The sequence below is a fragment of the Limimaricola soesokkakensis genome (genome assembly GCF_900172345.1).
GTDB lineage: Bacteria > Pseudomonadota > Alphaproteobacteria > Rhodobacterales > Rhodobacteraceae > Limimaricola > Limimaricola soesokkakensis.
The window spans coordinates 89,320-107,814 of record NZ_FWFY01000010.1; the positions used below are offsets into that span (position 1 = coordinate 89,320).

The 18,495-nt window shown below is 68.6% G+C and carries 16 protein-coding genes; 10 read left to right on the forward strand and 6 right to left on the reverse strand.

The window, feature by feature from the left end; genetic code table 11:
• Positions 1–234 precede the first annotated feature (234 nt).
• Entirely contained in the window at positions 235–876 is a 642-nt protein-coding gene (gene eda / locus LOS8367_RS14785) for a bifunctional 4-hydroxy-2-oxoglutarate aldolase/2-dehydro-3-deoxy-phosphogluconate aldolase (RefSeq protein ID WP_085897309.1), read from the forward strand.
• 20 nt (positions 877–896) lie between these two features.
• Here eda and LOS8367_RS14790 read toward each other — a convergent pair whose 3' ends face one another.
• Both LOS8367_RS14790 and glnE read right to left on the reverse strand, forming a co-directional pair.
• On the reverse strand, positions 897–1,163 hold the full coding sequence (locus LOS8367_RS14790; protein ID WP_085897310.1) for a hypothetical protein: 267 nt from the start codon (positions 1,161–1,163) through the stop codon (positions 897–899).
• Positions 1,160–3,946 carry a bifunctional [glutamate--ammonia ligase]-adenylyl-L-tyrosine phosphorylase/[glutamate--ammonia-ligase] adenylyltransferase gene (gene glnE / locus LOS8367_RS14795; protein ID WP_085897311.1) on the reverse strand — a complete coding sequence of 929 codons (2,787 nt, stop codon included), beginning with the start codon at positions 3,944–3,946 and terminating at the stop codon, positions 1,160–1,162. Before glnE ends, LOS8367_RS14790 begins: the two co-directional genes overlap by 4 nt.
• Positions 3,947–4,134: 188 nt before the next feature.
• On the opposite strand from glnE, the gene LOS8367_RS14800 reads away from it, so the two are divergent.
• The 3 genes from LOS8367_RS14800 to LOS8367_RS14810 all read left to right on the forward strand — a co-directional run bounded on the left by LOS8367_RS14800 (position 4,135) and on the right by LOS8367_RS14810 (position 6,107).
• Entirely contained in the window at positions 4,135–4,593 is a 459-nt protein-coding gene (locus tag LOS8367_RS14800; protein ID WP_085897312.1) for a DUF2852 domain-containing protein, read from the forward strand.
• A gap of 79 nt (positions 4,594–4,672) precedes the next feature.
• On the forward strand, positions 4,673–5,134 hold the full coding sequence (locus LOS8367_RS14805) for an RDD family protein (RefSeq protein ID WP_085897313.1): 462 nt from the start codon (positions 4,673–4,675) through the stop codon (positions 5,132–5,134).
• Positions 5,135–5,267: 133 nt separating this feature from the next.
• The gene (locus LOS8367_RS14810) at positions 5,268–6,107 is read left to right on the forward strand and encodes an arginyltransferase (protein WP_085897314.1); all 840 of its coding nucleotides are present in this window, start codon (positions 5,268–5,270) and stop codon (positions 6,105–6,107) included.
• A gap of 23 nt (positions 6,108–6,130) precedes the next feature.
• Here the strand turns inward: LOS8367_RS14810 and LOS8367_RS14815 are convergent, their stop codons facing one another.
• Together LOS8367_RS14815 and LOS8367_RS14820 are read right to left on the reverse strand one after the other, a co-directional pair.
• Positions 6,131–7,780: an alpha-amylase family protein gene (locus LOS8367_RS14815; protein ID WP_085897315.1), complete on the reverse strand. Its 1,650-nt coding sequence runs from the start codon at positions 7,778–7,780 to the stop codon at positions 6,131–6,133.
• 114 nt (positions 7,781–7,894) lie between these two features.
• Positions 7,895–9,772, reverse strand: coding sequence for a PhoX family protein (locus LOS8367_RS14820; RefSeq protein WP_085897316.1), 1,878 nt, complete (start codon positions 9,770–9,772; stop codon positions 7,895–7,897).
• A gap of 173 nt (positions 9,773–9,945) precedes the next feature.
• On the opposite strand from LOS8367_RS14820, the gene LOS8367_RS14825 reads away from it, so the two are divergent.
• The 6 genes from LOS8367_RS14825 to LOS8367_RS14850 all read left to right on the forward strand — a co-directional run bounded on the left by LOS8367_RS14825 (position 9,946) and on the right by LOS8367_RS14850 (position 17,326).
• The gene (locus LOS8367_RS14825; RefSeq protein WP_085897317.1) at positions 9,946–10,896 is read left to right on the forward strand and encodes a YihY/virulence factor BrkB family protein; all 951 of its coding nucleotides are present in this window, start codon (positions 9,946–9,948) and stop codon (positions 10,894–10,896) included.
• A gap of 289 nt (positions 10,897–11,185) precedes the next feature.
• A complete protein-coding gene (locus tag LOS8367_RS14830; protein ID WP_085897318.1) occupies positions 11,186–12,964 on the forward strand; it encodes an acetolactate synthase 3 large subunit in 1,779 nt (592 codons plus the stop codon).
• 72 nt (positions 12,965–13,036) lie between these two features.
• Positions 13,037–13,603: an acetolactate synthase small subunit gene (ilvN, locus tag LOS8367_RS14835; protein ID WP_085897319.1), complete on the forward strand. Its 567-nt coding sequence runs from the start codon at positions 13,037–13,039 to the stop codon at positions 13,601–13,603.
• An 87-nt stretch (positions 13,604–13,690) separates the two neighbouring features.
• Complete coding sequence (locus tag LOS8367_RS14840; RefSeq protein WP_085897320.1) at positions 13,691–14,620, forward strand: nucleoside hydrolase; 930 nt, start codon at positions 13,691–13,693, stop codon at positions 14,618–14,620.
• A gap of 123 nt (positions 14,621–14,743) precedes the next feature.
• Positions 14,744–16,147, forward strand: a complete 1,404-nt coding sequence (locus LOS8367_RS14845; RefSeq protein ID WP_085897321.1) for a protein adenylyltransferase SelO — start codon at positions 14,744–14,746, stop codon at positions 16,145–16,147.
• 69 nt (positions 16,148–16,216) lie between these two features.
• Complete coding sequence (locus LOS8367_RS14850) at positions 16,217–17,326, forward strand: histidine kinase dimerization/phosphoacceptor domain -containing protein (protein ID WP_165761485.1); 1,110 nt, start codon at positions 16,217–16,219, stop codon at positions 17,324–17,326.
• A gap of 43 nt (positions 17,327–17,369) precedes the next feature.
• Here the strand turns inward: LOS8367_RS14850 and LOS8367_RS14855 are convergent, their stop codons facing one another.
• Both LOS8367_RS14855 and LOS8367_RS14860 read right to left on the reverse strand, forming a co-directional pair.
• Positions 17,370–17,915 carry a peptidylprolyl isomerase gene (locus tag LOS8367_RS14855; protein ID WP_085897323.1) on the reverse strand — a complete coding sequence of 182 codons (546 nt, stop codon included), beginning with the start codon at positions 17,913–17,915 and terminating at the stop codon, positions 17,370–17,372.
• Positions 17,908–18,414: a peptidylprolyl isomerase gene (locus tag LOS8367_RS14860; protein WP_085897324.1), complete on the reverse strand. Its 507-nt coding sequence runs from the start codon at positions 18,412–18,414 to the stop codon at positions 17,908–17,910. Before LOS8367_RS14860 ends, LOS8367_RS14855 begins: the two co-directional genes overlap by 8 nt.
• Positions 18,415–18,495: the final 81 nt, after the last annotated feature.

Here is an 18,495-nt window from a genome sequence, read left to right on the forward strand (position 1 = left end):
GGCGACCGAACGCCGCGCGATCGAACTGCGACGACGGCAGGTGTGCCTCAGACCCGCCGCCGCCGCATCCGGCAAGAGTGATGGCGCTCGTGAGGGCACCCGCAAGACCCCTCAAACCGCCGCGCGCCATTGCCTTCCTCCTCCAGCCACCCCAGTCTGCCGCCAAAGGGTTAACCACACGTTAACGGCGAACAGATTTAGTAGAATTCATCCTAAAAGCGATAGGACCGCATCATGACTCCCGAACATGCCTCCGAACTGACCGCCAAGGTCTGCGCCCTCGCCCCGGTGATCCCGGTGCTGGTGGTCGAGGATGCCAGCCGCGCCGCCGATCTCGCCCGGGCACTGGTCGAGGGCGGGCTGCCCGCGCTCGAGGTGACGCTGCGCACCCCCTCCGCGCTCGACGTGATCCGCGAGATGGCCTCGGTCGAGGGCGGTGTCGTCGGCGCCGGCACGCTGCTGTCGCCCAAGGATGTCGAGGCAGCCAAGGAGGCCGGCGCGACCTTCGGCGTCTGCCCCGGCGCCACCGACCGCATCCTCGACGCCTGCGAGGCCAACGACCTGCCGCTGCTGCCCGCCGCCGCCACGGCGTCCGAGGTGCTGCGCCTGCTCGACCGCGGCTACAGCGTGCAGAAGTTCTTCCCGGCCGAGGTCAATGGCGGCGTGCCCGCGCTCAAGGCGATCGGCGCGCCGATCCCGCAGGTTAAGTTCTGCCCCACCGGCGGCGTCAGCCTGAAGAACGCGCCCGAATACCTCGCGCTGCCCAACACGCTCTGCGTCGGCGGCAGCTGGGTCGCGCCCAAGGAAATGGTCAATTCCGGCGACTGGGCCGGGATCACCCGGCTTGCAGCGGAGGCCGCGCAGCTCGCCCGCTGAGATGCCCGACGCGCGGCGGCTCAGCCCGTCGCGCGGCCTGCGCGCCCGCCGCGCCTGCGCGGTTCGGGCGAAACGTCGAGCCCCTCGGTCAGCACCCGGGTCATCGGGTGCCCCTCGGGCGCGGTGGCGTGGCGCTCCAGCAGCCGCCGGATCGCCATGCCGCTCTCCTGCCCCTCGGGCAGCGACAGCGCCCAGTCGAGAAAGATCGAGCGGCATTCCTCGATGCTGATGCCGTCGATCCTGTAGGCCTCGCGCACCAGCCCCTTGGGGTCGATCCCGTCCGTCATCGCGCCTCTCCCGGCTCCACGCCCTTCAGGGCTTCCGAAATCACCCCCTCTGCCCGCGCGGCGGCCGCGTCAAGGGCGCGCTTGAGATCGGCCAGATCCTCGCAGCCGCTTTCGCGCAGCAACAGCCGCGCGCCGCCCTCGGCCGGTTCCTCGGGCAGCGTGCCGCCGCCGGTGAGCAGCCGCGCCACGCATTGCACCCGCCGCAGCAGGCCGGCGGTCTCGCGCAGCACTGCCTCGGCCTCCTCGTCGATCAGCCCGGCCTCGCGCCCGGCGGCGATCTGCGCCTGCACCTCGCGCGCGGGCGAGCCTGCGCGCAGCGCGAGGCTCTGGGCGAACAGCTCGACATCCTGTAGCCGACCCGCCCCGTCGCGCAGGTTCCAGCCGCCGCTGGCGGGCCGCGCCTCGGCCAGCCGCGCCCGCATCGCCGCGAGGTCGGCGAGCACGGTCTCGCCCGCGGCCTTGGCCGCGATCAGCTCGCGGCGAAACGCCTCGATCTCCGCACCGAGGCTTTGCTCCCCCGCCACCGGGCGCGCCCGGGTCAACGCCAGATGCTCCCAGGTCCAGGCCTCGTCCTGCTGGTAGGATTTGAAGGCCGGCAACGCCGTCGCCACCGGACCCTGCCGTCCCGAGGGGCGCAGCCGCATGTCGACCTCGTAGAGCTTGCCGTCGGGCATCGGCGCGGTGAGCGCGGTGATCAGGGCTTGGGTGAAGCGCGCATACCATGTCCGCGCCGCGAGCGGGCGTGGGCCATCGGAGGATTCGACCCCTTGGGCGTCGTAAATCACGATCAAATCGAGATCCGATGACGAGCCCAGCCGCCCGGCGCCGAGCGAGCCCATGGCCAGCACCGAGAGCCCGCGCCCGGGCGGCGGGCCGTGGCGGCGCGAGATCTCGTCGATCACCACCGGGACTAGGGCCGCGACCACCGCCTCGGCCAGCTCGGCATATTCGCGCCCTGCCCGCTCCGCGTCGATCAGCCCGCGCAGATGGTGCACGCCGATCCGGAAATGGATCTCCTTGGCCCAGATCCGCGCCGCGCCCAGCCGCGCCTCGTGGTCGGGCTGGCGCGCCAGCCGGTCGGCCAGCTCCGAACGCAGCGCCTCGGTGCCGGGCCAGTCGGCGAAGAACCCGCCGCCGATCACCGCGTCGAGCACGCCCGAATTGCGCGACAGGTACTGCGCCAGCCCCGGCGCGGTGGCGCAGATATCCACCAGGAGCCGGGTCAGCTGCGGGTTGGCCTCGAACAACGAGAACAGCTGCACGCCGGCGGGCAGCCCCGCGAGAAACGCGTCGAACTGCGCCAGCGCCTCCTCGGGGCGGGCGGCCTCCGACAGCGTCTTGAGGATCTCGGGACGCAGCCTGTCGAAGATCTCGACCGCCCGGTCCGAGCGCAGCGCCGGGTAGCCGGGCCAGCGCGCCGTCACCTCCTGCCCGAAATCGGGCACCTCCGAGCTGGAATGACCGGGGGCGAAGAAATCCTCGGTCAGCGCGTGGACCTGCTCCAGCCGCTCGGTCAGGTCGGATTTCAGATCGTCGAGATCGCGGTCCATGAAGGCCGCGAGCCGCTCGAAACCTTCCTCCGAGGCGGGCAGCATGTGGGTCTGCTGGTCGCCCACCATCTGCACCCGATGCTCGACCTCGCGGTGAAAGCGGTAGTGGCGGGTCAGGGCCTCGGCCGTGTCGCGCTCGATCCAGCCCGCCGCGGCCAGCCGGTCGAGCCCCTCGACGGTGCCGCGCACCCGCAGGCTCGGATCGCGCCCGCCCGAGATCAGCTGCCGCGTCTGGGTGAAGAACTCGATCTCGCGGATGCCGCCGCGCCCGAGCTTCATGTCGTGACCCGGCAGGCTCAGAGCGCCGCCCAACCCCTTGTGATCGCGGATCTTCAGCCGCATGTCATGCGCGTCGCGGATCGCGTGGAAATCGAGATGCCGGCGCCAGACGAAGGGGCGCAGCGTCTCGACGAAACCGGCCCCCGCGGAGAGATCGCCGGCGCAGGGCCGGGCCTTGATCCAGGCGGCGCGCTCCCATGTCCGACCGACGCTCTCGTAATACTGCTCGGCCGCGGCCATCGACAGGCAGACCGGCGTCACGGCGGCGTCGGGACGCAGCCGCAGGTCGGTGCGGAACACGTAACCCTCGCCGGTGATGTCGCCGATCAGCGCCGCGAGCTTGCGCGTCACCCGCACCAGAACGGCGCGCGCCTCGTGCTGGTCGCTGCCCTCGTAGCGGGTCTCGTCATAGAGGCAGATCAGGTCGATATCCGAGGAGTAGTTCAGCTCGAAGGCGCCCATCTTGCCCATCGCGAAGAGCGCCATGCCGGCGCCGCTCTCGATATCGGCCTCGCCCATGCCGGGCAGCTTGCCGCGCGCGATCTCGGGCGCGATCAGCGCCTCGAGCCCCGCCTGCAGCGCCGCGTCGGCGAGCCGGGTCAGGCTGCCGGTCACCTCTTCGAGCGGCCAAGCGCCGCCGAGATCGGCCAGCGCCGCGATCAGCGCCACCCGCCGCTTCGCCTGCCGCAGCCTCGGCCCCAGCGCTGTGGCGTCCCGGCCCTTGAGATCGGCCAGCTCGGCCGCCACCGCCGCTTCGGGATCGGCGCAGGCGGCCTCGAGCCAACCCGCCTCGCGCGAGATCAGCCCGGCGAGATAGGGGCTGCATCCGGCGGTGCCGCCGATCAGCTCGGCGGTGGCCGGATCGGCCCAGCCGCAATGCTGTCGGGCCTCGGCGGCCATGTCGGAATCGTAGGGGCGCGGGGCGCGGCGCAGGCGCGAGGCGAGATCGGTCATGACCGGACCGTGGCGCGCCGCGCGGGGGTCGTCAATCGGCCAGCCGCGCCGGGCCCACGCGAAAAATGTTAATCTTGTTCACATCACCCCTTGAAGTGCCGCCCCGCCCCGCCCATCTGCGGTAATGTGAAGCACATTCACATTCCACCGGCCCGGCAGACGGGCCCCTTCCACGAAGGAGTTCCTCGATGTCCACGACCGACATGCCCCTGTCACGCCACGTCGAGCGCCCCGGGTTCAAGGACTGGCTCGTCCGCGCCGAAAGCTGGCTCGACGCCCGCGGCAAGCCTGCCTGGATCGCCGCCATGGTGCTTGGCTTCATCGCCTTCTGGCCCCTGGGCCTCGCCATCCTCGCCTACATGATCTGGAGCAAACGCATGTTCAGCAAAACCTGCCGCAGCCGCGGTGCCCGCGTCTCGCCCTTCACCGCCATGCGCTCCTCGGGCAACACGGCCTTCGACGCCTACAAGGCGGAGACGCTGCGCCGGCTCGAAGAGGAGCAGCGCGCCTTCGAGAGCTTCCTCGAGCGGCTGCGCGAGGCCAAGGACAAGGCCGAGTTCGACCAGTTCATGGAAGACCGCGCCGCCAAGGCCCGTACCGCCCGCCAGGACGACGAAAACGGCAATGGCGACAAGGACGCGGCCTGACCGTGACGCCATCCCCGCGCGGCCCCTTCGGGGGCCGCCACCCTTGCCACCGACCCGCCCCGCATGAGAGGATCGCGACATGACCGCCACCCCGACATTCGCCGCCCGACTGCGCGGCCTGCCCGACCCAGAGACGAGCCCCGAATGCTATGACGGCGTCGCGCTCAAGCGCGCCATCGCCTGGCTCGTCGACGTTACCGTGATCGCGGTGATCTGCGCGCTCCTGGTGCCGCTCACCGCCTTTGTCGGGCTGTTCTTCTTTCCGCTGATGATGATGGTGGTGGGATTTGTCTACCGGGTCGCCACGATCGCCTCGGGCTCGGCCACCTGGGGCATGCGGCTGATGGCGATCGAACTGCGCGACGGCGACGACCGGCCGCTCGACACCACGCAGGCCTTCCTGCACACCGCCGGCTATGCCGTGTCGATGATGGTGTTCCCGCTGCAGTTGGTCTCGATGGCGATGATGCTGCTGACGCCTCACGGTCAGGGCCTGACCGACAGCGTGCTGGCCACCACGGCGCTGCGCCGCCGCCGCTGACACGAAGGGGCCCGGCCGGACAACGCAGCCGGACAACCCGGGCGGGCAACCGCGCGCCATGTCCCTTCGGGGACTTGGCAGCTGCCCGGTCGGGCGCTAGCTTTGCTCGGGATAAGGAGCCCGAGCCCTTTTTATGCGCCATTCACTGCCCTTCGCGCCGCAGTTCTACGTGACGGCCCCACAGCCCTGCCCCTATCTGGCGGACAGGATGGAGCGGAAGCTGTTCACCGCGCTGCAAGGCGAGCAGGCCGAGAAGCTCAACGACGCGCTGTCGAAGCAAGGCTTCCGGCGCAGCCAGAACGTGCTCTACCGCCCCTCCTGCGCCGAATGCACCGCCTGCCTCTCGGCGCGGATCGACGTGAACCGCTTTACCCCCTCGCGCAGCCAGAGCCGCGTGCTCAAGCGCAACCGCGACCTCGCGCGCCGCGCCACATCGCCCTGGGCCACCGAGGAGCAATACGCGCTGTTTCGCGACTATCTCGACAGCCGCCACGCGACCGGCGGCATGGCCGACATGGACATGTTCGAATTCGCCGCGATGGTCGAGGAGACGCCGGTGCGCTCGCGACTGGTGGAATACACCGACCCCGAGGCCGCGCATGACGCGCGCCACGGGCTGCGGGCGGTCTGCCTGACCGACATCCTCGATGACGGGCTGTCGATGGTCTATTCCTTCTTCGACCCGGCCGAGGACCGCCGTTCGCTCGGCACCCACGTGATCCTCGACCATGTGCGCATCGCGCAGGAGATGAAGCTGCCTTACGTCTATCTCGGCTACTGGGTGCCCGGCAGCCCGAAGATGGACTACAAGGCGCGCTTCGCGGCGCTGGAACTCTACCGAGGCGGCCGCTGGCAGCCGATGGGCGACCGCGACGATTATTCCGCCGAGACGCATCCGCTCTCGGTGGCCCCGATCTCCGAGCAGGTGGCGCGCATCACCCTGCCCGACACCCGCCCGGTCACCAGCGGCTGAACCGCCGCATCGCGCACGGGGCCTCAGGCCCGCTCGCCGTCGATCCTGAACCAGCGATAGCCATAGCCCGGCAGCGCGATCTCATCGCCGGGCGCGAGCGGGTCGCCGGTCGCCTCGTCCGGCCCGCCGAGCAGCGCAACCAGATGGCTCGCCCCCTCGATCTCGGGGGCGCAGGTCACGGCCTCCTCCGACAGGTTGTGCAGCGTCAGCACGCGCGAGCCGCGCCAGGACGACACCAGCCCCAGCAGCGCCTCGGGCAGGCCGTCGATGACCGCCGTGTCGCCCCAGCCGATCTCGGGACAGGCGCGGCGGCAGCGTACCAATTGCTGCACCCGGGTCAGCAGGCTGCCGGGACGACCGCGCTGTGCCGCGACCGAGGTCTCGTGAAAGCCGAACGGCCCGTCCTCGACCAGCGGCCGCACCGGTTCGCAATCCGCGCGTGAAAAGCCGCCGCGATGCTCGTCGGCCCATTGCATCGGCGTGCGCACCGCATTGCGCTCGGACAGCGACAGATCCTCACCCTGCCCGATCTCGTCGCCATACCACATCACCGGCGTCCCCGGCAGCGCGAACAAAAGCGACTGCGCCAGCGCAACCCGATCGATATCGCCCAGCATCGGCGCGAGGCGGCGGCGCAGCCCGCGCCCATAAAGCTGCATATCCTCGTCGGGGCCGAAGGCGTCGAACACCTCCTGCCGCTCCGAGTCCGAGAGCTTGTCGAGCGACAACTCGTCGTGGTTGCGCAGGAAGGTGGCCCATTGCGCCTGGGCGGGCGCCTCCTGCGGACGCGAGCCCAGCGCCTCGACGATCGGTGCTGCCTGCGACCGGGCCAGCGCCAGGAACAGCGCCTGGTTCAACGGAAAGTCGAGGATCAGGTGCATCCGCTCGTCGGCGCCGAACTCGCGGCCGCCGAAATAGTCGGGCGCCTTGTCGCGGGTGATGTTGGCCTCGGCCAGCATGATCGCCCCGGCGCGCCGCCATGACAGGAAATCGCGCATCTCCGACAAGAGCAGCAGCGGGTCGCGGTCCGGCTCCTCTTCAAGACCCTTGTACTCGACCAGGAACGGCACCGCGTCGATCCGAAAGCCCCAGACCCCCAGTTCGAGCCAGTAGCCCATGATCTTCAGGATCTCCTCGCGCACCGCCGGGTTGGCGATGTTGAAATCGGCCTGATGCTCATAGAAGCGGTGCAGGTACCACGCCCCGGCCTGCTCGTCCCAGGTCCAGACCGCCTCCTGCACGCCGGGAAAGATGATGCCGTCGGTGATGTCCTCGGGCTTCTCCTTCGACCAGACGAACCAGTCGCGATAGGGGCTGTCGGGATCGGAGCGGGCCGACTGGAACCACGGGTGATCGATCGAGCAGTGGTTGACCACCAGATCGACGATCACCTTGAGGCCGCGATCGGCGGCGGCGCGCGCGAAGCCCACGAAGTCGCCCGCATTGCCCGATCGCGGATCGATGCCGTAGAAATCGGTGATGTCGTAGCCGTTGTCGCGGTTCGGCGTCGGGTAGAACGGGTTGAGCCAGATCGCCGTGGCGCCCAACCCCTCGATATGATCGAGCCGGTCGGCCAGGCCCCTGAAATCGCCGATGCCGTCGCCATTGGCATCCATGAAGGTCTCGACATCGAGACAGTAGATCACGGCGTTCTTGTACCACAGGTCGATCATCGCGGCCTCCCTTTCCACGCCAGTTAGGCCGCGCGCCCGCTCCGGCGAGAGCGGCTGCGAAAAGGGCGGCCCGGATCGCTCCGGGCCGCCCCACCTCGCCGATCAGCGGATCAATCAGCCGATCACGGCGCCGTCGGTGCGGCGGATCGCGATGATCGAGGAGCGCGGCAGCGCGTCGGCATCGGGGAAGTTCATCGGGTGCTGGATGCCCACGAACATGGTCTTCCGATCCGTGGAGAAGGTCGCGCCGGTGACCTCCGCGCCGTTCGGCCCGGTCATGAAGCGCGCGATCTCCCCGGTTTCCGGGTCGCCGCAGAGCATCTGGTTGTTGCCCATCCCGGCAAAGTCGTCCTCGTTGCTGTCGTCGCCATCGGTCTGGATCCAAAGCATGCCCTGGCTGTCGAACTTCATCCCGTCGGGGCTGTTGAACATGTTGCCGGGGGTGACGTTCCCGGAGCCCGCATAGGCGTCGTCATGCACCTCCGGGTTGCCCGCCATCACGTAGAGATCCCAGTCGAAGCCGTCGGCGGCGTGATCCTCGCCGGCCGGGCGCCAGCGGACGATCTGGCCGTAATTGTTCTCGGCCCGCGGGTTCGGGCCAGTGGCCGGGGTCTCGTCGCCGCCGGCATTGGGCTTCACGGCGCGGTTCTTGTTGTTGGTGAGCGCGCAGTAGGCCTCGGCCTTCAGCGGGTTCACCGCGACCCATTCGGGCCGGTCCATGGTGGTGGCGCCCACGGCCGAAGCGGCCTGGCGGGTGTGGATATGGATCATCGCGCGATCCATGCCGGTGGCCTCGGGGGTCAGCGCCAGCCATTCGCCGGTGCCGTCCTCGTGGAACTTGGCCACGTAGAGCTGGCCGTCATCGAGCAGCGTCGAGGTATCCCCGCCCTCCTCGTAGGTGCCGTTCGAGACGTAGCGGTAGAGGAACTCGCCGCGCTCGTCATCGCCCAGATAAACGACCACGCGGTTGTCGGCGGCCAGCGTCACCTCGGCGTTCTCGTGCTTGAAGCGGCCCAGCGCGGTGCGCTTCACCGGGGTCGAGCTGGCGTCGGCGGGGTCGATCTCGACCACGTAACCGGCGCGGTTCGGCTCGTTGGGGGTCTTGGAGATGTCGAAGCGCGGATCGAACTTCTCGTAGTCGTAACCCGATTCCAGCTCGATGCCGTAGCGAGCAAAGCCTTCGGGGCGCTCGAACGCAGGCTCGGTCGAGCCGAAGTAGCCGTTGAAGTTCTCTTCGCAGGTCAGGTAGGTGCCCCAGGGCGTGCGGCCGGCACCGCAGTTGTTGAAGGTGCCCAGCGCCTCGGTGCCCGTGGGATCGGCCTCGGTCTTGAGCAGGTCGTGACCGGCGGCGGGGCCTGCGATGCGCATCGGCGTGTTGTGGGTGATGCGGCGGTTATAGGGGCTGTCGATCACGATCTCCCAGCCATTCTCGCCCTCGGTCACCTCGAACACCGCCACGCCCTGCGCGTCTTGGATCTTGCGCACGTCATCGGCGGAGACCGGCGCGCCCTCGTCGTTCTGCGGCAGGTTGATGTCGAGATTGGCGTATTCGTGGTTCACCGCGATCACCTCCCGGCCATCGATCGAGAACAGCTCCATGCCGTCGGTGTTCTCGCCGAAGGCGCGGGCCTGGCCCTCGACCGTGGTGCCGGTGACGGGATCGAAGGCGGGCGCGTCCGAGAACAGCGGGTCGCCCCAGCTCGCCACGGTCTTCCACTCGTAGCCATCGGGGACGTGGACGGTGAAATCGGTCTGCGCGGCGATCGGGGTGAAGGCGAAGCGCGAGGCGCCCTGCGCCAGCGCCGTCGACCCCTTGAGCAGGCCCGAGCCCATCACGGCTGCACCCGAGCCGAAAGCCACCAGACCCGACAGGAAGCCGCGACGCGACACGGCGCCCGCGACCACGCGGTCGAAATCGGTGGTCTCGGGCGTCGGACGGCGCAGCTCGTCGAGCTCGTCCCAGCTGATCTTGTTGATGTTGAAGCGCTTCATGGCATGTCCCCTTGTTGCCGGACGGCTTGTGCCGCCCTGCTAGTGTCCGGCCTTGAAGGGGATGCGACGGTTTTGTGAGAGTTTTGTATCAGGGCCGGTTTCGGCGGGAACCCGCGGGAACGGCCCCGGTGCTTTCACGTTGACGTGTCAAGAAACATCATCGGAGGCCCGACATGGCGCATGCGAAGAACCCAGACGCCCATCCGGGCGACATCAACAAGCCCGGCTGGTTCGCCACCCTCAAGCGGGTCTATTCCGAGATCGGCGACGACCATGTCAGCCTGATCGCCGCCGGCTGCGCCTTCTACGGCCTGCTGGCAATCTTTCCCGGCATCGTCGCCGCCATGGCGATCGCCGGGCTGTTCTTCGAGCCCTCGACCGTGGTCGACCAGCTGCAGGCGCTCTCGGGCTTCCTGCCGCAGCAGGCCGCCGAGATCGTGCTGAGCCAAGCCAAGGAGGTCGCGGGCTCCGAGGAGGGCGGGCTCGGCCTCGCCGCGCTATTCGGTATCCTCGTGGCGATCTACTCCGCCTCCAAGGGCGTGCAGTCGCTGATGGAGGGGCTCAACGTCGCCTTCGAGGCCGAGGAGAGCCGCGGGCTGGTGAGGTTCAACCTCGTCAAGCTGGCGCTGACGCTGGGCATGATCCTCGGTTTCCTGCTAATCGTCGCGGTCGCGGCGCTGCTGCCGGCGGTGCTGGGCGTGCTGCCCTGGGGCGCGACAACCGAGTGGATCATCAACCTTGTGCGCTGGCCCGTGCTGCTGATCCTCGTCGCGCTGGGTCTGGCGATCCTCTACCGCTACGGCCCCGACCGGGGCGACAAGAAATGGCGCTGGATCACGCCGGGCGCCGGGCTGGCCTGCCTGCTGTGGCTGGTCGGATCGATCGGCTTCGCCTTCTACGTCCGCAATTTCGGCGGCTACAACGAGACCTTTGGTGCGCTGGGCGGGGTGATCGTGCTGCTGATGTGGCTGTGGCTGTCCTCCTTCATCGTGCTGATGGGCGCTGAATTCGACAGCGAGATGGAGCGTCAGGCCAAGCACGACCCGCAGCCCGAGGACGCCAAGAACGACCCCCTCATGGACGATGCCAAGGCCGAGGCCGGCAAACCTGCCGCGCAGAGCTGAATCCTTTGCGGATCGACCGGGAATAGCCGTGAAGCGTTAAGAAAGTTTCTCGCGCCGTGCAGTCCGCGACATTTTCTCCGCCGTTTGCGGTTGACCCCCGCGCCCGCCCGTGCATATCTGCGCGGGCGGAACGGAAAGGACCGGAGAAGATGGATCTCCTTCTTGTAATCGGTGAGGCAGGGCGCGTGGGCCGGTAACGGCAGGGACCATGACGGTCGACCATGCGCCCCCGGATCACCGGGGGCTTTTTTGTGCGCAGGGCGCGACAGACAGACAGGGAAACGGCACGATGACAGGGCAGACGCAATCGGCGCAGACCGGCAGGCAGATGACGGGCGCGAAGATGGTCGTGCAGGCGCTGAAGGATCAGGGCGTCGACACGGTGTTCGGCTATCCCGGCGGCGCGGTGCTGCCGATCTATGACGAGCTGTTCCAGCAAAACGACATCCGCCACGTGCTGGTGCGCCACGAACAGGGCGCGATCCACGCCGCCGAAGGCTATGCCCGCTCCACCGGCAAGCCCGGCGTCGCGATCGTCACCTCCGGCCCCGGCGCCACCAACGCCGTCACCGGCCTGACCGACGCGCTTCTGGACTCGATCCCGATCGTCGTGCTGTCGGGTCAGGTCCCGACCTTCATGATCGGCTCCGACGCGTTCCAGGAGGCCGACACGGTCGGCATCACCCGCCCCTGCACCAAGCACAACTGGCTGGTGAAGGAGACCGACCGGCTCGGCCAGACCCTGCACGAGGCGTTCCACGTCGCCACCGCCGGCCGCCCCGGCCCGGTGCTGGTCGACATCCCCAAGGACGTGCAGTTCGCCACCGGCAGCTATGGCGGCAAGGAAACCCGCTCGACCCGCTACGCGCCCCCCGTCAAGGGCGACCGCGCCGCGATCGAGGCGCTGGCGCGGGCCATGGAAACCGCCAAGCGCCCGGTCTTCTACACCGGCGGCGGCGTCATCAACTCGGGCCCCGAGGCCTCGAAGCTCCTGCGCGAGCTGGTCGCGGCGACCGGCTTCCCGATCACCTCGACCCTGATGGGTCTCGGCGCCTACCCGGCCTCGGGCGAGCAGTGGCTCGGCATGCTCGGCATGCATGGTCTCTACGAGGCCAACATGGCGATGCATGGCTGCGATCTGCTGATCTGCATCGGCGCCCGCTTCGACGACCGGATCACCGGCCGCATCGACGCCTTCTCGCCGAACTCGATCCGCGCCCATATCGACATCGACCCCTCTTCGCTCAACAAGGTGATCCGCACCGACATCCCGATCATCGGCGACGTCGCCCACGTGCTGAAGGACCTGCTCGAGGCGTGGTCGGCGGGCGGTCGCAAGACCGACCGCGAGGCGCTGGCGCAATGGCAGGCTCAGATCGGCGAGTGGCGGTCCAAGGACTGCCTCTCCTTCCGCAACTCCGACAAGGTGATCAAGCCGCAATACGCGCTGCAGCGGCTCGAGGCGCTGACCAAGGACCGCGACCGCTACATCACCACCGAGGTCGGCCAGCACCAGATGTGGGCGGCGCAGTATCTGGGCTTCGAGGATCCGAACCGCTGGATGACGAGCGGTGGCTTGGGCACGATGGGCTACGGTTTCCCGGCCTCGGTCGGCGTGCAGATGGCGCATCCCGACAGCCTCGTCATCAACGTCGCGGGCGAGGCATCGTGGCTGATGAACATGCAGGAGATGGGGACGGCGGTGCAATACCGGCTGCCGGTCAAGCAGTTCATCCTCAATAACGAGCGTCTGGGCATGGTGCGCCAGTGGCAGGAGCTGCTGCATGGCGAGCGCTACTCTCAGAGCTGGTCCGAGGCCCTGCCCGATTTCGTCAAGCTGGCCGAGGCCTTCGGCGCCAAGGGCATCTTGTGCAAGGACCCGGCCGATCTCGACGACGCGATCATGGAGATGCTCGATTATGACGGCCCGGTCATCTTCGACTGCCTCGTGGAAAAGCACGAGAACTGCTTCCCGATGATCCCGTCAGGCAAGGCCCACAACGAGATGCTGATGGGCGAGGTCTCCACCGCCCACGCCATCGAAGCCGGCGGCGCGGTGCTGGTATGAGCGCGTTTCCTTGCAAGGAAACGCCCCGGAAAATTGGAATTTTCCGGCCCCGCGCCGGACAGGGAGCATGACATGCTGAACATCAAGGAAGGCTCGACCAGCCACTCCGCTTACAACCTGCGCTCCACCTTCTCCGACGTGGAGGAGCGCCACACCCTCGCGGTGATCGTCGAGAACGAGCCCGGCGTGCTGGCCCGCGTGATCGGCCTGTTCTCGGGCCGAGGCTACAACATCGAAAGCCTCACCGTGGCCGAGATCGACCATACCGGTCACATGTCCCGGATCACCCTCGTCACTTCCGGCACGCCGCAGGTGATCGAGCAGATCAAGGCGCAGTTGGGGCGCATCGTGCCGGTGCACGAGGTGCACGACCTCACCGTCGAAGGCCCGACGGTCGAGCGCGAACTGGCGCTGTTCAAGGTGCGTGGCGAGGGAGAGCACCGGGTCGAGGCGCTGCGCCTCGCCGACATCTTCCGCGCCAACGTGGTCGACTCGACGCTCGAGAGCTTCGTCTTCGAGATCACCGGCACCCCGGACAAGATCGACGCCTTCGCCGATCTGATGCGGCCCTTGGGCCTGACCGAGCTGGCCCGCACCGGCGTCGCCGCCCTGTCGCGCGGACCCGAGGCGCGCGTCTGAGGCTTGCGCGGACACGCTGACGCCGCGCGAGGCTTGCCCCCGCGCGGCGTTCCTGCCTTGCTGTGGGCCTGAGCGACGGAGGACCGCATGGCGCAGAAGATCATCATCGATACCGACCCCGGCCAGGACGACGCCGTGGCAATCCTGCTGGCGCTGGCCTCGCGCGAGATCGACCTGCTGGGGATCACCGCTGTCGCCGGGAACGTGCCGCTCGACCTGACCCAGCGCAACGCGCGGCAGGTGGTGGAACTCGCGGGCCGCGTTACCCCCGTCTTCGCCGGATGCGACGCGCCGCTCGCTCGACCTCTCGTCACGGCTGAGCACGTGCATGGCAAGACCGGCCTCGACGGCATTGCCCTGCCCGAGCCCGGCCTGCCGCTGCAGTCCCAGCACGGCGTCGATTTCATCATCGAGACGCTGCGCCGCGAGGCGCCGGACAGCGTCACGCTCTGCGCGCTCGGGCCGCTCACCAATATCGCCACGGCGTTCGAACGCGCGCCCGACATCGTCGAACGGGTGCAACGCATCGTGCTGATGGGCGGTGGCTGTTTCGAGGGCGGCAATATCACTCCCGCGGCCGAGTTCAATATCTATGTCGACCCCGAGGCCGCGAAGATCGTCTTCGGCTGCGGCCGCCCCATCACCGTGCTGCCGCTCGATGCGACGCACAAGGCGCTGACCTCCAGGGATTGGATCGCCACGATGCGCGGCATGGGCCGGATCGGCGAGGTGGTGGCGAGCTGGACCGATTTCTTCGAACGTTTCGACGTGGCGAAATACGGCTCGGAGGGCGCGCCGCTGCACGACCCCTGCGTCATCGCCTGGCTGCTGCGCCCCGAGCTCTTCAAGGGTCGCGAGATCAATGTCGAGATCGAGACCGGCTCGGAGTTGACGCTGGGCATGACCGTGGCCGATTGGTGGGGCGTCACGGACCGACCCGCGAACGCTCTGTTCATCGGCGATGTCGATCGCGACGGCTTCTTCGACCTGCTGACCGAGCGGATCGGGCGGCTCTGACCGGTCCCCGGCGTGCCTGCCACCGCCCGGTCGCTATGCGTATTTAAGGAACAAAGTGGCCCGCGACGCCGAAATCGGCAGCGCTCCGCTTGGTTCGGCGGCGCGACGGCATAGATCGGGGACATGAGCCTGCACATCGCCTTCGACAACAGCTACGCCCGCCTGCCCGACCGCCTGTTCACCCTGCAGGCACCGGTTCCCGTTGCCGCGCCGGGCTGGATCGCCCTCAATGACGGGCTCGCCCGCGAGCTCGGGCTCGACCCGGACGCGCTGCGCTCCGAGGAGGGGCTGGCGATGTTCTCCGGCAACGCCGTGCCCGAGGGCGCGGCGCCGTTGGCCCAGCTCTATGCCGGGCACCAGTTCGGCAGCTGGAACCCGCAGCTGGGCGACGGGCGCGCGATCCTTCTGGGCGAGGTGGTGGGCGCGGACGGCATCCGCCGCGATATCGCGCTCAAGGGATCGGGGCGCACGCCCTATTCCCGCATGGGCGACGGTCGGGCTTGGATCGGCCCGGTGATCCGCGAATACCTGATGAGCGAGGCGATGCACGCGCTCGGCGTGCCGACCACCCGCGCGCTCGCCGCCGTCACCACCGGCGAGGAGGTGATCCGCGAGACCGCCCTGCCCGGCGCGGTGCTGACCCGCGTGGCGCAGAGCCATATCCGCGTCGGCACCTTCCAGATCCTCACGGCGCGCGGCGATCTGGAGGGGCTGCGCGCGCTGGTCGATCACGCCATGGCGCGGCATTACCCCGAGGCCGGTTCGGTGCCCGAAATGCTGGCGCAGATGGTGGCGCAGCAGGCCGATCTGATCGCGCAGTGGATGAGCCTCGGCTTCATCCACGGCGTCATGAACACCGACAATTGCTCGGTCGCGGGCGAGACCATCGATTACGGCCCCTGCGCCTTCATGGATGCCTACCATCCCGGCCGCGTCTTCTCCTCGATCGACGCCTATGGGCGCTATGCCTATGGCAACCAGCCGCAGGTGGCGCTGTGGAACATCGCGCAGTTCGCCACATCGCTGGTGCCGCTGATGCCGGACCAGCAACGCGCCGTCGACGACTTCACCGCGATCATCAACCGCTTCGCGGATCTCTACCAGAAGGCGTGGATCGCCCGGTTCGGGGCCAAGCTCGGCCTGCCGGACCCGCACCCCGAGGATCGCCCGCTGATCGAGGGGCTGCTCACGGCCATGACCGGCGCCGAAACCGATTTCACCAATGGCTTCCGCGCGCTGGCCGAAGATGCGCCGGAGCGTGCCGGCGCCACTCCGGAGTGGATCGCCCAGTGGCGCGCCCGCGGGCCCGATCTCGGCATCGCTGCCGCCGCCAACCCGGTGGTCGTGCCGCGACTGCACCTGATCGAGGCCGCGATCACCGCCGCCATGGCCGGCGATCACGCTCCGTTCCACGAGATGCTCGGCGTCGTCACTCGGCCATTCGATCCGAACCCGGCGCTGGCGAAACGTTACGTAGCGCCACCGCAGGAACACGAGAAGGTCGACAAAACTTTCTGTGGCACCTAGAAACGACCGGATCATTCGCCATTTCCCGACAGGACCCGCCCTATGCCGGTCCCGACCAAGAGGCCGCCTGTGAAAGACGTCTCCGATCACTCGGCCGAACGACGCGCGGATGCGATCCGCACGCTCGGAATCATGGACAGCGAGGACGAGGCGGATTTCGACGAGATCACCGCCTTTGCGGCCGAGATCTGCGGCGCGCCGATCTCGCTGGTCACGCTGGTGAGCACCGATCGGCAATGGGCGAAATCCGCTTTCGGCACCGAGCAGCGCGACTACAGCATGGACGAGTCGATCTGCTCGCATGGGCTCACCGGGCCGGATTTCCTCGAGATCGAGGACACCGCCACCGATCCGCGCACTTGCGACAACCCTCTGGTCACCGGCCCAGAGGCGATCCGCTACTATGGTGGCGCCATCCTCAAGCTGAACGACGTCACGCCGATCGGCGCCCTGTGCATCCTCGACCACAAGCCGCGCCGCCTGTCCGATGAGACCAAGCGCCTGCTGATGATCCTCGCCCGTCAGGTGACGCGGCGCATGGAACTGCGCCGGGCGCTCGCGGTGCAGGAGACACTGGCCAGCGAAGTCGACCACCGGGTCAAGAATTCGCTGCAGATGGTCACCGCGCTGGTCCGGATCCAGCGCGCGCAGGCGCAGAGCGACGAGACCCGCGACGCGCTCGCGGTGACGATCGACCGGCTCTCGGCGATCGCGCTGCTGCATGCCGAGCTGCACAAGGTCTCGGCCCGCAACGAGATCGCGCTGCACCAGTTCCTGCCCGACATCATCCGCCATCTCGACACCACCCTGCCCGACAACGTGGTGATCTCGCACAGCCTGGTGCCGATGCTGGTCCGCTCCGAGGTCGCGACCTCTCTGGCGCTCCTGGTCAGCGAGGCGATCACCAACGCTGCCAAGCACGCCTTTCCGCAGGCGCGCGCGGGCCGGATCACGGTGGCGCTGGAGTTGAGCGGCGCGGTGGGCCGGCTTACGGTCGCCGATGACGGCGTCGGCAGCGACAGCCTGACGGCCGAACCCGAGAGCGGCAGCGGCCTCGGTCGGCAGATCATCGACGCCTCGGTGGCCCGGATCGATGGCGAGATCCACCGCAAAAGCGGCCCGGGCGGCACCGCGATCGAGGTGCGCTTTCCGGCGCCGCGGCTGCTGCCGCACGCCTAAGGGAACGTCGCGGCCCGCGCATGGGGCCGCGACGCCGGGCGCGTCACTCGGTGACGCGCACCTCGCGCATCACGTCGGGCTCGCCGATCACCGCGCCGTTCGGGCCCTCGCCGCGCTTGATCGCGTCGAGCACCTCCAGACCTTCGGTGACCTGCCCCACAACCGTGTACTGGCCGTTGAGGAAATCGCCCGGGGCGAACATGATGAAGAACTGGCTGTTGGCCGAGTTCGGGTCCTGGCTGCGCGCCATGCCGACGGTGCCGCGCTCGAACGGGATGTCCGAGAACTCGGCCTCCAGATCGTCGCGCTCCGAGCCGCCCATGCCGGCCATGGCGGCGTCGCCGCCCTCGCCGCCGAACTCGACATCGCCGGTCTGCGCCATGAAGCCGTCGATCACGCGGTGGAACATCACACCGTCATAGGCGCCCTCGCGCGCCAGCGCAGTGATCTGCTCCACGTGGTTCGGCGCGACCTCTTCGAGGAGGTCGATCTTGATCGTGCCATTGGCCTGCCCCGCGACATCGATCTCGAGCCCGGTGGCGGCGGCGGGGCTGGCGGCGAGCGCCAGCAGAACGGCGAACTTACGCATCGGCGGCCACCTTCACGCTGATCATCCGGTCGGGATTCGCCGGCGGCTCGCCCTTGGTGATGGCGTCGACATGCTCCATCCCCTCGATCACCCGGCCATAGACGGTGTACTGGCCGTTAAGGAAGTGGTTGTCCTTGAAGTTGATGAAGAACTGCGAGTTGGCCGAGTTCGGGTTGGCCGAACGCGCCGCGCCCAGCGTGCCGCGGTCATGCGGCAGCTTCGAGAATTCGGCCGGCAGGTCTGGCTTGTCCGAGCCGCCGGTGCCGGCGCGGCGCGGGTTGTAGTCCTTTTCCATGTTGGCGTGCTGCACGTCGCCGGTCTGCGCCATGAAGCCGTCGATCACGCGGTGGAAGGCGACGTTGTCATAGGCGCCGGCGCGGGCCAGCTCCTTCATCCGCTCGGCGTGCTTCGGCGCCACGTCGGGCAGAAGCTCGATCACCACGCGGCCGTCCTTCAGCTCGATGATGATGGTGTTCTCGGGGTCCTTGATCTCGGCCATCGCCGGTCCTCCTGCTGCTTTGCTCCCGACATAAGGCCGTGCGACGACTAAGCCAATGGCTTGAGAGCCCGGGCCCCCGGC